This is a genomic window from Candidatus Pantoea formicae, from assembly GCF_011752625.1.
GTDB lineage: Bacteria > Pseudomonadota > Gammaproteobacteria > Enterobacterales > Enterobacteriaceae > Pantoea > Pantoea formicae.
In genome coordinates this window covers 102458-116430 of the sequence record NZ_VWXD01000008.1, presented here as the reverse complement: position 1 = coordinate 116430, position 13973 = coordinate 102458, and the positions used below count along the sequence as shown (strand labels likewise).

At 52.7% G+C, this 13973-nt stretch carries 16 protein-coding genes; 7 read left to right on the top strand and 9 right to left on the bottom strand.

The features are described from left to right. Window positions 1–16 precede the first annotated feature (16 nt). Window positions 17–382: a hypothetical protein gene (locus F3J38_RS20830; protein ID WP_167141538.1), complete on the top strand. Its 366-nt coding sequence runs from the start codon at window positions 17–19 to the stop codon at window positions 380–382. 277 nt (window positions 383–659) lie between these two features. Here the strand turns inward: F3J38_RS20830 and F3J38_RS20825 are convergent, their stop codons facing one another. From F3J38_RS20825 to F3J38_RS28400, 6 genes are read right to left on the bottom strand one after another with little or no spacing between them, the layout of a single operon-like run. Then, window positions 660–1439, bottom strand: coding sequence for an SDR family oxidoreductase (locus F3J38_RS20825; protein ID WP_167141536.1), 780 nt, complete (start codon window positions 1437–1439; stop codon window positions 660–662). 42 nt (window positions 1440–1481) lie between these two features. Next, window positions 1482–2531 carry a M24 family metallopeptidase gene (locus F3J38_RS20820; RefSeq protein ID WP_167141534.1) on the bottom strand — a complete coding sequence of 350 codons (1050 nt, stop codon included), beginning with the start codon at window positions 2529–2531 and terminating at the stop codon, window positions 1482–1484. After that, window positions 2524–3204 (bottom strand): GMC family oxidoreductase, encoded by a 681-nt coding sequence (locus F3J38_RS27995; protein WP_205298358.1) that lies wholly within the window; start codon window positions 3202–3204, stop codon window positions 2524–2526. The genes F3J38_RS20820 and F3J38_RS27995 overlap by 8 nt, the downstream gene beginning before the upstream one ends. Before the next feature lie 3 nt (window positions 3205–3207). Further along, complete coding sequence (locus F3J38_RS27990) at window positions 3208–4167, bottom strand: GMC family oxidoreductase (protein ID WP_205298357.1); 960 nt, start codon at window positions 4165–4167, stop codon at window positions 3208–3210. A gap of 10 nt (window positions 4168–4177) precedes the next feature. Next, a complete protein-coding gene (locus F3J38_RS20810) occupies window positions 4178–5095 on the bottom strand; it encodes an MFS transporter (protein ID WP_369411030.1) in 918 nt (305 codons plus the stop codon). Beyond that, complete coding sequence (locus F3J38_RS28400) at window positions 4978–5391, bottom strand: MFS transporter (RefSeq protein WP_369411025.1); 414 nt, start codon at window positions 5389–5391, stop codon at window positions 4978–4980. The genes F3J38_RS20810 and F3J38_RS28400 overlap by 118 nt, the downstream gene beginning before the upstream one ends. Before the next feature lie 258 nt (window positions 5392–5649). On the opposite strand from F3J38_RS28400, the gene F3J38_RS20805 reads away from it, so the two are divergent. Then, the gene (locus F3J38_RS20805) at window positions 5650–6810 is read left to right on the top strand and encodes an ROK family protein (RefSeq protein WP_167141530.1); all 1161 of its coding nucleotides are present in this window, start codon (window positions 5650–5652) and stop codon (window positions 6808–6810) included. A 28-nt stretch (window positions 6811–6838) separates the two neighbouring features. Here the strand turns inward: F3J38_RS20805 and F3J38_RS20800 are convergent, their stop codons facing one another. Further along, entirely contained in the window at window positions 6839–7348 is a 510-nt protein-coding gene (locus tag F3J38_RS20800; protein ID WP_167141528.1) for a MarR family winged helix-turn-helix transcriptional regulator, read from the bottom strand. Window positions 7349–7416: 68 nt separating this feature from the next. Between F3J38_RS20800 and F3J38_RS20795 the strand changes: the two genes are divergently transcribed. Further along, window positions 7417–8289 carry an EamA family transporter gene (locus F3J38_RS20795; protein ID WP_167141526.1) on the top strand — a complete coding sequence of 291 codons (873 nt, stop codon included), beginning with the start codon at window positions 7417–7419 and terminating at the stop codon, window positions 8287–8289. Window positions 8290–8371: 82 nt separating this feature from the next. On the opposite strand, the gene F3J38_RS20790 is transcribed toward F3J38_RS20795, so the two are convergent. Beyond that, complete coding sequence (locus tag F3J38_RS20790; protein WP_167141680.1) at window positions 8372–9283, bottom strand: LysR family transcriptional regulator; 912 nt, start codon at window positions 9281–9283, stop codon at window positions 8372–8374. 127 nt (window positions 9284–9410) lie between these two features. Between F3J38_RS20790 and F3J38_RS20785 the strand changes: the two genes are divergently transcribed. Both F3J38_RS20785 and F3J38_RS20780 read left to right on the top strand, forming a co-directional pair. Continuing rightward, window positions 9411–10790: an MFS transporter gene (locus F3J38_RS20785; protein ID WP_167141524.1), complete on the top strand. Its 1380-nt coding sequence runs from the start codon at window positions 9411–9413 to the stop codon at window positions 10788–10790. After that, window positions 10787–11182: a DUF4440 domain-containing protein gene (locus F3J38_RS20780; RefSeq protein ID WP_167141522.1), complete on the top strand. Its 396-nt coding sequence runs from the start codon at window positions 10787–10789 to the stop codon at window positions 11180–11182. Before F3J38_RS20785 ends, F3J38_RS20780 begins: the two co-directional genes overlap by 4 nt. Before the next feature lies 1 nt (window position 11183). Here F3J38_RS20780 and F3J38_RS20775 read toward each other — a convergent pair whose 3' ends face one another. Continuing rightward, window positions 11184–12095 carry a LysR family transcriptional regulator gene (locus F3J38_RS20775; protein ID WP_167141520.1) on the bottom strand — a complete coding sequence of 304 codons (912 nt, stop codon included), beginning with the start codon at window positions 12093–12095 and terminating at the stop codon, window positions 11184–11186. A 127-nt stretch (window positions 12096–12222) separates the two neighbouring features. Between F3J38_RS20775 and F3J38_RS20770 the strand changes: the two genes are divergently transcribed. Both F3J38_RS20770 and F3J38_RS20765 read left to right on the top strand, forming a co-directional pair. After that, on the top strand, window positions 12223–12486 hold the full coding sequence (locus tag F3J38_RS20770) for a DUF2798 domain-containing protein (RefSeq protein ID WP_167141518.1): 264 nt from the start codon (window positions 12223–12225) through the stop codon (window positions 12484–12486). A 152-nt stretch (window positions 12487–12638) separates the two neighbouring features. Beyond that, window positions 12639–13730: an NADH:flavin oxidoreductase/NADH oxidase gene (locus F3J38_RS20765; RefSeq protein ID WP_167141516.1), complete on the top strand. Its 1092-nt coding sequence runs from the start codon at window positions 12639–12641 to the stop codon at window positions 13728–13730. The last annotated feature ends 243 nt before the right edge of the window (window positions 13731–13973 follow it).

Genomic DNA, 13973 nt, shown 5'->3' with positions numbered 1-13973 from the left:
CCTCGGAATACTGAAAATGGATAAACTCATGGATATTTTCAGCCTGAAAATCCAAAGTTTATCTATATTTATCAATGGATTAAGTTGTTTTTTCTATGGGTGCAGTTGTGGGTTTTCAGGCAAGAGTAGTGTTCCAACCTCCAGAGAACATGAAAGCAATCAGAATATCGGAACGGTGCACTTTGCAGATGTTAAATGTCAGGTAATCAGGAAAAAGGCATCACTATTTGGAATCAGAATGGAAAGTCGCGCCGTTAATTCCCTGTGCCCAAATCAAGTGTGGGTCTGTGGCGATCTTGTTACGCCGGGACAACCAGCAAACGCCACCAGCAAAAATAATAAAGTTCAGCGTGCCAGAATTCTGCAATTCCCAGCCCACTAGGTCGGACAGACGTAGATAAAGACAAGTCTTTGCCATTTACCCCCTATTATCATGGTGATTTTCAGCCTGAAAATTATAAAAAAACGTAAGCAGGTCATGGTGTTGTGATGATTTTAATTAGGTGCATTTTCATGACATTTTCCGAAGGCTTCTACTGAATATGAATTGCGAACGATGAAGAGGGGAGGGGGTTCGAAGATGTGCGTTGAGCCGGACTCACAGCAGCCGGAGGGTTTCCGGTGCTGTGAATTAAGGTCCTATTCAGCTCGTCAGCATTTTAGTTGTGGTAAACCTGGCTGCGACCACCGTCAATAACAATGTCGGTCGCATTAATAAACCTGGCTTCGTCAGAAGCCAGGAAGAGGGCGGTGTATGCCACTTCATCTGGATTACCAATTCGGTTACAGGGTAGCAATGCAGCCTGACGTGCGCGTTCGGCATCAGGATCGGGACAGCTTGCTAACCACTTTTCTGCGGCAGGGGTCATGATCAGGCCTGGAGAGATGCTGTTAACCAGGATACCCTGGCTCGCATATTCAATCCCCAATGAGCGCGTCATACCAATAAGTCCATGTTTGGCGACAGGGTAGGGGAAAGTGCCGGGTATTATTTTGTGACCGTGTACGGAAGCGATATTCACAACGTTGCCGTATTGCCGCGTCAGCATGCCGGGCAACACACTGCGTATCAGGTTGTAAGGGCCGTGAAGATTAACGTCCATGCAGCGCTGCCACTCATTCTGCTTCAGAGTCAAAGGGTCGTGAAACACGTTCACGCCAGCGCAATTAATCAATATATCTATTTTCCCGAGTGCTGCCGTTACTTGGGCGACGGCGTGTTCAACTTGTTCCTGCTGAGTGACGTCGGCAACCGCTGCAATGCAACGATGACCAAACTGGCGTTCGAGGTGTGCGGCAAGGACTTCAATGTTATCGATCTTTATATCTAGTAGCGCCAGGCTGGCACCTTGTTGTGCGAATAGCTGGGCTACAGCTCTACCAATGCCGCTTCCAGCGCCGGTAATCACAGCGGTTTTGTTGTGCAAGCGATCACTCATATCGGGTCTCCTGGTTCGCTAGTGGTAACACCAACCAATCAGTCAGCTGAAGGTAAGAGCACCGCGTTGCAGAGTGATCTTCGGCCAGTCATCATCGCTGCGAGTCAGGTTTTCCAGGCCATTTTGAGTCAGCATAAAGGTGTCCTCGCACTTAACGCCATTTAATGTGGGATTCCAGGCTATTGCTGTGTCGACCTCAACATTACCTTTAGTGACTGATGTAACAATAAAGTCACGGCAGCCGTAACCCGCAGGGCCGCCTTGATGATGGCATCTCCACATGCCGTCAAAACCCCACTGCTGATATGACTGGGTGATATCGGCAAACACCGCCGACCAAGTTCGACCAGACTGAGTGGCGCTGAGAATGTCGGCGTGAATATTGGCTGCTAAGAGGATACGCTGACGAAGTGCGATCTCCAGTTCACCAAAATGCACCAAACGTGACAGGCTCACGTGCAAGCCTTCACGCTCAGCGCCGAGAGTGATCAGCACCATGCGTTCTAGCGCTTTTCGGGTCGGCACAGGGTGTTTGAAAGCGGTTATACGTTCATCTGCCGCCACCAGCGTGCACACTGGGCGGATACCCACAGAGAGGCAGGCCGCTGCAATCTGTGCTTCAATCTGGTATTCGCTAACACCGGGACGTAATTGACGCGCCACGCCTTCAACAATCTTTGCGGCTTCCCGTCCTAACGCTCGAAAACGGTGTTGCTCATTGGTATTCAGTCCCTGGCGCAACGCTACCATTGCTGGCTGGATATCTTGATAGCCCACCAATCTCTGATCACTGCCGAAGCGTCCCTGTGGCAATACGCTATCCATTGACTGATGCCAGGAATAGCTTTTGTGCCCGCACTCAAATGGCATCGGCTCTTCGGCAAGAATACGCGGTAGTTCATTATCCGGAGCCAGCAGCTGCACGTTATCTGCCGTGACGAATAAGCTGGCAACACCAACCTCGGCACGGTCCACCACGTAATAGCTTGCCCCCTCAGTCAGCCACGCAATGTTGTCGCGGCGGGTCAGCAACAGGCCATCCAACTGCCAATCCAGCAGGGCGCTTTGCAGCCGTTGGAGTTTCTTACTCATAAACCGCATCCTTCTTCACCGCGACCAAACTATTCAAAATTAGCTCCGTTGCTCTGTGCGCCACGGCCATAACGATGGCGTTGGTATTTCCGCTGATGATGTTAGGCATCATGGAGGCATCAACCACACGTAATTGTTGTACCCCGCGCACGCGTAGATCGCTGGTGAGAACCGCCAGGGGATCTTCATCGTGTCCCATGCGACAAGTCCCCACTGGGTGGTAACCGGTTTTGACCATACGCTTGCAGTGATCAGCGATAGCTTGATCGGATGTGACGTCAGCGCCAGGGAAGATTTCTTGCTGCACCATACTCTCCATCGGAGCGGCAGCAATGACGCGACGGGCAAAGCGAAAACCCGCAAGCGTGCGAGCCAAGTCATCGGGATGGCCAAAGATTTGTGTATCGACCCTCGGCAAACTGTTGGCATTAGCATCGCGCAATGTCACCTGGCCGGTGGCCTTAGGGCGAAGTAACAGCGAGTTCACGGTGACACCTTGTCCGGGATCGGTGCCCATCACATCGCGGTCGAGATAAACCGTTGGTACGCAAAACATCTGAATCGTTGGTGTGGCGGCAAAATCGAGAGGATCGAAAAAGGCGCAGGTCTCGACGCCCGTCGTGGTCACTGGACCGGTTTTAAACAGCATGTACTGCAATCCAGCTTTTATCATCGGTCAGCCCCGGTCCTGACCGTAATAGCCAAAGGCGCCATGGGTGCTGGCTACAACGGGCACCTCATAGTGATCCTGCAGGTTTTGGCCCACCCCAGGTAAATGATGGCGCAGTGTAATGTTGTGCTCTTGCAGTTGCGTCTGAGGACCGATGCCGGAAAGCATCAGAAGCTTGGGGGTCTGATAAGCACCAGCGGCAAGAATGACTTCTTTGCGGGCCAGTGCCTGAAGCGGATGGCCATCTTTGCGATAGCGGACGCCAGTGGCGCAGTCACCTTCAAATAGTATTTCTTCCGCTTGCGCACCCGTAATAATCGTCAGGCGCTCGTCATTACGCAGGGGATTGATAAAAGCATCGACCACACTGCAGCGCTGGCGAGTCTGACCGTCAATGGTGTGCTGCATAAACCCCACACCGAAGGGATTACCATTGTTGAAATCTGGCGTATAGGGAATGCCAAGTCCCTGCATGGTCTTCACATAGGCACGACTGAGTGGGCTGAAGTGGCCTAGATGTGACACCTTCATGGGCCCGCCTACGCCATGAAGCGGGGCACCAAGGTGATCGTTATCTTCTATTGCAGTGAAGTGTGGCAGCAATGATTCCCAGGACCAGTCTACCCCCTGATGATTAAGAGCCAGGTTCCAGTCCTCGTAATCCTGATGATGACCGCGCATGTATACCATGGCATTCACTGTAGAGCCGCCGCCCAACACTTTTGCCTGCGGCACTATAACGCCGCGTCCATTCAATTGAGGTTGCGGTTCGGTTTGATGCAGGGTGAGGTATTTCTGGCTGGCGAGAAACTTCATATACCCTGCTGGCATTTTTAACACCGGATGATATTCGTCCCGGCCGGCTTCAAGTAGCAACACGCGTGCATTGCCTTCTTTCACCAGGCGAGAAGCGACGACACAGCCTGCGCTGCCGCCGCCCACCACAATGTAATCAAACTCTTTCATTGTTCTCTCTTTATTTTGAAACAACGGAATCTAAACGACGTAAGCGCTGGGCCTGAGGGTTACGCTGCTCACCTGGGTCAAGAGGGCAGAGTAGGAAACACCAAGAGATAATGGCACTGACGAGATACAGGAAGGCGTATCCCCAGATCACATCCAAGGTGCCAAACAGGCCATTAAAGGCGCCATATAAAGCGGGACCAAAGAAGGTGGAAAGCCCAGCCGCGAAGCAGTAAATCGCCATGGCGTTGCCTTTATCTTTGGACTGGCATAGCGATGAGAACAGCGCTGCAGCGGGGACATAACCGCACAAGGTGATGCCATACAGACAGGCGCAAACCACACTGAGGAAAAAGCTGCCGTGGCTCCATTGCGGCACAAAGTACATCAACAGCATTGCGACGCCGGAGCCAAGTCCACCAAACACGGTGAGCACTTTACGCCAGCCAATGCGATCACTGATTTTGCCAACAATGGGGTTAAAGCTCATGCCGACCAAGCCCATGATGGTGATGAGACTGAGATACTCAGTTTGGCTAAAGCCGATCTGTTCCGTGAAGAAGCCGGGTAGGAAGATAAAGAATCCGAAGTAGGGAGTGGTATTAATGATGCGTACCACAGCCGCAGCCGCAATGCGGGGTTCACGCCACAGGATATCGATGCCGCCCATAAGCGTACGTGCGGTACCCTGATGCTGATGCTCTTTATCCAGTAAAGAGTGAAAGCCGCTGCGCTCCTTCAGCGCGATCAACATCACCAACAGGCCCATAGCCACAATCGCTAGAGATAACCAGAACGTCGCATATTCACCCATCAACTGTATCGAGAAGATAGCCACCAGCGATCCCAGCGTGAGTAGGCCGCCGGTAAAGGCAAGCCAGAACCAACCGGTGGCCGAGCCACGCATATCCGCGGGAGCAGCAGCCTGAATCCATACCAGAAATGCGTAGGCAAACATCGGGTAGGCCACACCACGAAGCCGTAAGTTAATGCCAGCAGCAATACACTGTGCGAAGGCAGGGCGACAGCAAGAAACAGAACCTCAAACAGGATCCAAATCACTCCACCCGCCAGCATCACTTTACGCGGGCCGATGAGTGTGGAAAGTGAACCAGCGAGCCAGGAACCGAGCGTGACCGTTATGCCATAAAAGGCAATCACTGCTGCGGCAATATTGAGTGAGAAACCATTGGCGTGCAGATAAGGGGCGAGATAGTTGGATTCCACACCATCGCCGATCATAAACAGCAGTACAGCTACGTATCCCCATTAGAGGGCAGGGGGGATCCCGAGGCGAATCAGCCAGGCTTGGTTTGCAGGTGATGTTGTCATTGTCATTTTCTCTTATAAGGTAAGGGGTGTCAGCGCAGATGAGTTCCTCAATGATGAGCAGGGACTGTAAAGCAATGCCCAGCAACAGGCTGGCGCGAGCATCACATAAGTCAGTAAACTCTGTTTACTAACCTACAGAGAAGGTGGGCTTTGATGCAGCGGGTGGGATTAAATAACTTACAAGTGCGTAAGCATAACAAGGCCCTGTTCATGAGCCTGATGTGGCGCCACAAGCAGCTGAGTAAATCGCAGCTTGCACAGCTCAGCGGCCTGACTATTCCCGCTGCGAGCAAGATCGTGCAGGAGCTGATGGATGAGGGGAAACTCCAGCATTCAACTACGATGCTCAGTACACGCGGCCACAGCAACGGCAGTTTCCAGTTACCGGTGGAAGGTGAGTGGATCCTTTGCATGTGTGTAAAGCCTACTCGCATTGAACTGCAACTGGCTGATGCACAACTTGTACCGCGTGGGGAGTATCAACATCTCGCGATAAATGCCGCAACGCTAAACGCGCTGTTGGCTGCGATTGAAAACGTATGGCGCAATGTGTGTCAGCAGTGGCCAAAGCGGCGCATCAAACTGGCTTTAGCGGTGCACGGGCAGGTTGACCCGGTCACCGGGATTTCTCAGCATATGCCACAAGCAGCATGGAAAAGCCCCTTACAGCTTAAGTACCTGTTGGAGGAGCAGTTGAAGGTCGAAGTGCGTGTGGATAATGACTGTGTCATGTTGGCGCTGGCAGAGAAGTGGCTCAACCGCAATGCGCTGAATGAATTCTGCGTCATTAATGTTGATTACGGTATTGGCTCATCATTTGTGATTAATGGCGAGATCTTCCGTGGCAGCTTAAACGGTAGCGGTCAGATTGGACATACCATCATCGATCCCAACGGCAAGCGCTGTAGTTGTGGGCGGCAGGGTTGTCTTGAAACAGTCGCTTCACTGAGTGCCCTTAAACAAGCCGCAGGCAGTCATTGTGCTGATGCCCCCATCCTGACCAGTCAGCAATTGTTAGCTGCAGCAGAAGCCGGTGAGCCGTGGATCGCTGAGTGGGCGCAACGCGCAGCGGAAGCTATCGGTATGAGTTTATATAATTTCCTTAATACGCTGAATATCAACCAGATCTGGTTGTACGGTCGCAGTTGCAGCTTTGGAGAGGTATGGCTGGATACCATTGTACGCCAGATTGATTTCAATCCTTTTGACCCGCGCGATACGGTAAAAAGCCAGGCGACCAATGTGCACTTTGGCAAGCTAGACCGGGCACATCAGGTATTAGGGATTGGTTATGTGTATGTCGAGGGGGAATAACAAGCCCCTCGCTCATCCACAACCGATCTTACTTTTCCAAAGAACGTAGGAGTGCGGTTAAGCTGCTATCCAATACCGCCAGCGTGTCTGCCGGGAGACCGGCAAGAATATGCCTTTCATTCTCCACATGCTGTTCCACGGCACGATCAATAAGTTCTAACCCCTCACTGCTTAACTGCACCAGCATGCTACGTGCATCCACAGGATTGATCTGGCGGGTGATAAAGCCGCGAGTTTCTAGCCGTTTAAGGCGATGTGTCATGGTGCCAGACGTCACCATCAAGGTCGAAAACAAGTCGGTAGGACTGAGACAGTAAGGCGCACCTGCACGGCGCAACGTGGCGAGCATATCAAACTCCCACGTGCTCAGATCAAAGGGTTCAAAAGCCGATTCGAGTCGCTGTTCCAGTAGCACTGCGCAGCGTTTAAGCCGCCCGATTGGACCCATTGGACTGCAATCCAGATCGGGCCGTTCACGCTGCCACTGCGCAAGAATGCGATCCACAGCATCCTGTTGATACTCATTTTGATCGTTCATTTATCTTGACTTCAAGGTAATTGCTCAACACACTGATATTATCTTGAATTGAAGATAAAGGCAAAATTATGCAGTACACCCTCAGGATTTCTTACTGGCGCGACGTCTTATTAACCGCTTTGGCTCCGGCTATCTGGGGATCGACCTACATCGTGACAACGCAGCAGCTCCCTCCGGATCGGCCATTTACCGCAGCACTGATTCGCGTATTGCCAGCAGGCATTTTGCTGTTGCTGTTTACTCGTCGCTTGCCGGCATTACGTGACCTTGGACGCTTGATCATTCTTAGCGCACTCAATATTGGCGTTTTTCAGGCGTTGTTATTCGTGGCTGCCTATCGATTACCCGGTGGATTAGCGGCAGTTTTGGGTGCGATTCAGCCGTTGCTGGTGATGATGCTGGTGTGGGGGATAGATCGCCGTGCTCCCAGGGCTTTAACGCTGTGGGCGGCGCTGGCGGGTGTTCTCGGCATGGCTATGTTGCTGCTATCCCCACAAACCGTACTTGATCCCGTCGGAATTGCCGCCGCTCTGTTGGGGGCGACCTGTATGGCTACAGGCGTATGGCTGACTCGACGCTGGAAAATCGATTTACCTGTGATGGCGCTAACCGGCTGGCAGTTGCTGTTTGGTGGGCTGATATTGCTTCCCGCAGCCTGGTTGATTGATGCCCCCTTACCTTCTTTAACCGGTCTACAGTGGGCAGCTTATGCCTGGCTGAGTTTGGCGGGTGCGTTAGTGGCTTACGGTCTATGGTTCCGCGGTATAAACCGCCTGCCCAGTGTGGCGGTGGCGTCACTGGGGCTCTTGAGCCCGCTTGCCGCAGTAGGGTTAGGTTGGATTGTGCTGTCGCAGGTGATGAGTGGTACCGCGCTGGTCGGGCTGGTGATCGTGCTGGCTAGCGTATTGGTGGTGCAGCGGACATCCTCGCGAAGCGGTTAATATTTGATGACTGGCAACGCACTAGGTGGGTAAGCCTGACTGCATTGAAGGCCATTGCCGCCGCCGTAATAAGATGAAATTGTTAAGCCAGCCAAGCTGGGTGGGATTGACTGACATGGCATTCCAAAAAATCAATAAATGCGCGCACTTTCTCCGGCAGATGGCGGGTATGCGGATACACCGCGTAGATCCCCTGTTGGGGAAAATGATGATCTGGCAGCAATGATATTAACTCTCCCCGAGCCAATTCATCCTGTACCAGCCAGGCGGGTAATATCGCGACGCCTGCTCCCGCTAGCGTAAACGCCAGCAATGACGCTGCGCTGTCCGCCATGATCATCGCGGGATGTCGGGCGCTAAAAAGAACCGATTCTCCAAAGGGGGTGGTGACCTGCCAGCTCAAAGGGGTTGATAAGCGGCTGTGTCCAATCCACTTGGCTTCGGCGAGTTGTTCCAGACTCTCAATCGATTGAGTGATGAGATACTCGGGAGCCACGACGGGCAGAATCGCGAATCGATCGATGAGGCGGGCATGGTGATTAGAATCCGCCAACTGACCGAGGCGGATTGCCACATCAAAACGGCCGGCAATCAGATCATCATTTTTTGATGAGGAAACATGCTGTATGCGCAACTGCGGGTGTTTACCCGCAAACGCCGCCAGCGCGGGGACGACGACGCGCGCTCCGTATTCGGGCGTGGTGGTGATACGCAGCAAACCGCTGAGTCCGAGGTGATCGCTGCGAACATCGTCTAATACGCGTTCTGCATCCTGCAGAAGATGCTGACAGCGATGATAAAACGTCTCACCGGTGTCCGTTGCGGCAACGCGACGTGTGCTTCTTGTCAGCAAAGAGACGCCAAGTTCCTGTTCCAGCTGTTTTATATTAAAGCTCACCACCGCTTTTGTGAGCCCCAGCGTCTGAGCGGCACCGGTAAAACTCCCTGCCTCAATCACCGCAACAAACATTTCCAGGCGCTGCATGTTGATCATCATCGACTCCGCTGATGAAGGATTACTGTCAAAATTATTTTGACAGTATAACCAGTGAGCGTGGATTTATCGCACTTATCCCGGCCCTTATACTGCGCGCAAGACTAGTGTTTTAACTGAGAAAATCATGAGTTATCGCGTGCGCGTTGCCACTGTGTATTTGTTGGGATTCTTCATCGATCTGGTGAACATGTTTATCGCCAATGTTGCCTATCCGGAGATAGGACGGCATTTTCAGGCTCCTGTCAGTCAACTTGCGTGGGTGAGCAATGCGTATATTTTAGGTCTGACCCTGGTGATACCGCTTAGTGGCTGGTTGGCGAAACGCATGGGTGCGAAACGTCTTTTTATCCTTTCCCTGATGATTTTCATGCTAGGTAGCGTTGGCGTAGCCGCCTCCCTTTCAATTTTACAGCTTATCGGCTGGCGTTTTTTGCAGGGCGTAGGCGGTGGATTGCTCATCCCCATCGGGCAAACCATGACTTACGCGCTGTATCGCAGTCATGAACGCGCAAAACTCTCTTCAGTCGTGATGTTGGTAGCTTTGCTGGCTCCGGCACTGTCGCCAGCCGCCGGGGGGCTATTGATTGAAGGCCTTAACTGGCGTTGGGTGTTTCTGGCAAGCCTACCGCTGGCTGTCGTGACACTGTTATTGGCGGGCTTCTGGCTGAACGCGGATAAATCCACTGAGGCAGCAGGGCGTTTAGATCTGGTGGGATTAATCAGTGGTTGTTTTGCCTTGACCTTGATCCTGCTGGGACTGACGTCACTGGGTGAATCCCAGTCTGTTCACCAGGGCGTGTTGATGCTCATCAGTGGGATCATTGTCTTTAGCGGATACGTATGGAATGCATTGGGCAAAAGTCAGCCTCTGATTAATCTGCATCTGATAAAAGATCCTCTGTTCAAGACGGCCATGCTGATTTACCAGTTTGTTCCGGGTGTTTATACCGGGGTCAGTATGATCACCATGCTGTACCTGCAGAATGAACTTGGCATGCATGCCGCCTTTGTCGGTGCTTTGATGCTGCCCTGGTCGATCGCTTCCTTTATCGCGATTAGCTTTACGGGTAGGCGATTCAATTTTTTGGGACCGCGTCCGCTGTTTATTCTCGGGTGCGTCGTGCAGGCGTTGGGGATCGGGCTACTGGCCACAACCGGCCATTCTGCTTCAGCGATGATCTGTGTGATTGCATTCTGCCTGATGGGATTTGGTGGCAGTTTGTGCAGCAGTACGGCCCAGAGTTCGGCCTTCCTGTACATACCTGATGGGCATCTGGCCGATGCCAGTGCGATTTGGAATATCAATCGTCAGCTCAGTTTCTGTCTGGGTGTCACGCTTATTAGCCTGCTGTTTAACCTCTTGGCTAACAGCGGCATATCTGATGATCGTGCCTATCAACTTTGCTTTGTCATCGCGGCCTGTAGCAGTGTCGTGCCGATTTTATGTTGCCTGCGCATCGCGAACCGAAACGTACTATTTACCCTTAATCAGGAGAAGTCATGAATCGCTATTTTCAGGAAGTTTTAGATGCACACGAATTCATTCGTTGTTGGTTGGGTGAGGCAGAAGCGCCAGAGGATGTCTGCGATAACTTGCTAGCCCGTTTCAGTCCAGAATTCACGATGGTGACTACGACGGGTGTTGTACTGAATTTTGAGGCTTTGAGCCGTTTTTTCCGCACACAGCCTGGCGCGCGTAAGGGGCTTACCCTGGACATCTTGGATATGCAGATGGTGGCTGAGAGCGAGAAGGGGGCAACGGTATGCTACAAAGAACAGCAGCACGTTCCCGGACAAAATACGACGTTGCGTTTCTCGACGGTCGTTTTCACGTTAGACCCGCAGGGGAACGTGCTCTGGCGTCACCTGCAGGAGACAGCGCTGCCGCTGGAGTAAGTCACGTTGACTGCATCGCCTGCTCTAAAAAAGTAATAAAGGCTCTGACCTTTGCGTTGAGTGCTGAACGTTCATTGACGCAGGCGAAAATGTTCATGGGTGAAGAGGCAACACGACTTTCATTGTTCTGGTCGGAAGGGAATAAAGCGATGAGTTGCCCACTGTCGATTAAGGGTTGTGCAATAAAACTCGCCAGCCGGGCAATACCACCGCCATTGACCGCGATATTGGCAATGATATCAATATCGTCGCTGATAAACCCCGGGTTGAGTTTCACCGCCACCTCCTGGCCATCAACCCGAAACGTCCAGGGCAAAAAGCGTCCATCGGTGGGATAGCGGAAAACCAGGCAGGCATGCTGGCTAAGGTCGTCGGGACTCTCCGGCACGCCCGCACGCTGCAGATAAGCAGGTGCTGCGCAGAAAATAAAAGGTAACGATGCAATTTTGCGGGCAATCAGTTGATCGTTCAGCTGTGCTTCGATGCGAATACTGACGTCGACACCCTCCCGCCGGTGATCAACATTGCGATCGGTACTAATCAGCTCAATATCAATGTCGGGGTAAACCTCTTTGAATGTCGGCATTAGGGGGGCGAGCACGTAGCGGCCAAATGCTGCGGTCGTGGCAATGCAAAGTGCCCCCTGCGGCTTGGTTTCCAATGCAGCAGCCTGCGAAGCGATATCCACGTCATGTGGAATATGACGCACTTTCTCGAAATAGCGTTTACCACTTTCAGTCAGGGTCATACTGCGGGTTGTGCGTGACAGGAGGCGCACTCCTAAATGAGATTCCAGCCGAGCAAGGCTCTGACTGACCGCTGCAGGGCTCATCCCTTTCGCACGCGCTGCCGCGGCGATGCTGCCGTTTTCCACGACCCGGATAAAGGTACCGATCAACCCTAGCAAGTCCATAAAACCTCAACGCTCAATTCGTCACATTTGCTTAATAATGATTAAAGCAGAACCGTTCTACCGTTGCATTAGTCTGCTTGATAGCTTAGCGGCTGCCTCGCTAACCCATATTGAATAGGATAATGCTATGACGGATGCAACCACCAAGAAATTCGCCAGAGTCCGTTTTCCCAAGCAAACTTCACCTTACATCTTCGCGCTTTATATGGCGACCATCATGGCCTTTCTGATGAGTCTGGTGATTACCTTTGCTGAATTTGGTGTAGGACCGCATTACATGGAAAATGTGATGAATGCCTACCAGGTTGCTATGCCCGCCGCCTTTGTCTGTATACTGGTGGTGCGCCCGATAGTGGTCAGGCTGGTGGGGCTGACGGTGCATGGGCATTGAGACAGGTTAACGCTGAGACTGAGAAACAGCATGCAATGTGTGAACAGCCTTTGCCAGAGCGTGTAGGGTTAGCCGCGAGAGAACATGATTTACAGAGTTTACCTTGAGTGAACCCCGTACAGCGCTGCTGAAACTAACGTTAAGGGATAAAGATGAGTCAACTATTTAGTGCGGCAAAGATTGGGGAACTGGCGCTGGAGAATCGCATCGTCATCGCGCCAATGTGCCAGTACTCAGCCGAGGCAGGACGTGCCAGCAGCTGGCATCGCATCCATTTAGGTTCGCTGGCGCTGTCCGGTGCAGGACTGCTGATTCTCGAAGCGACGGCAGTGGAAGCGATTGGTCGTATTTCGCCGGGCGATCTTGGCTTGTGGGATGATGAGACCGAAGCGGCGCTGCACACTGTGCTGGCGGATATTCGTACCTGGTCACCGATTCGTCTGGGCATTCAGCTCGGCCATGCTGGGCGTAAAGCTTCATGCCGCGCGCCATGGCAAGGAGGACATCAACTGCCTGCGAGCGAAGGTGGCTGGCAAACCGTTGCCCCTTCGGCGCTGAGCTTTGCTGAGCAGGACGTCGCACCCACCGCGCTGGATGACGCAGGGCTGGCACGCATCAAGCAGGCCTTTGTGGAGAGCGCTCAGCGTGCCGTGCGGTTGGGGATTGAACTGATTGAGATCCATGCGGCACACGGTTATCTGCTGCATCAGTTCCTCTCACCGCTGAGCAATCAGCGTCAGGATCAATATGGTGGCTCGCTGGAGAACCGTTTACGCTTCCCACTGGAGGTATTTTCCGCGGTGCGCGCCGCCGTGCCAGCTTCCATTCCGGTGGGCGTACGTCTTTCTGCCACCGACTGGGTCGATGGCGGCTGGGATGAGGAGCAATCCATTGTGTTTAGCCAGCAGCTGGAAAAGCTGGGCTGTGAATATGTGCATGTCTCGAGCGGTGGGTTGTCACCCTTGCAAAGCATTGCGGTGGGGCCAGGCTATCAGTTGCCTTTTGCGCGCGCCATTCGCCAGCAGGTGAACATTCCGGTGATGGGCGTTGGTTTGATCACTGACCCACAGCAGGCGGAAGCGGTACTGGAGCAAGGGGATGCCGATCTGGTGGCATTGGGCCGCGCGGTGCTCTATAACCCACACTGGCCGTGGCAAGCGGCCGCTGCGCTCAATGCACAGGTTAAGGCGCCATCACAGTATTTGCGTTCTGAACCGCATGGCGTAAAGGGTACGCTGGTTTGATGTCACTCTAAGGGCAAACCTTCCTCGGTCCAGGCACTGAGGAGGGTTGCAAAAGAGAACTTCCGGTCTGCGTCCAAATGTCCGGCTAAATTCCTACCTTACATTTTCTTCCCTTAATCTCCTGCACCAGCGCAGCATCCCTATTGTTAATGGGCTAAAGCCCATTAAACCAACACAGGTTGTGGAAAAAACGTATTTATCGGTAACCATTGAGTAATGGTTTAACAGTAATGCTAATAATTA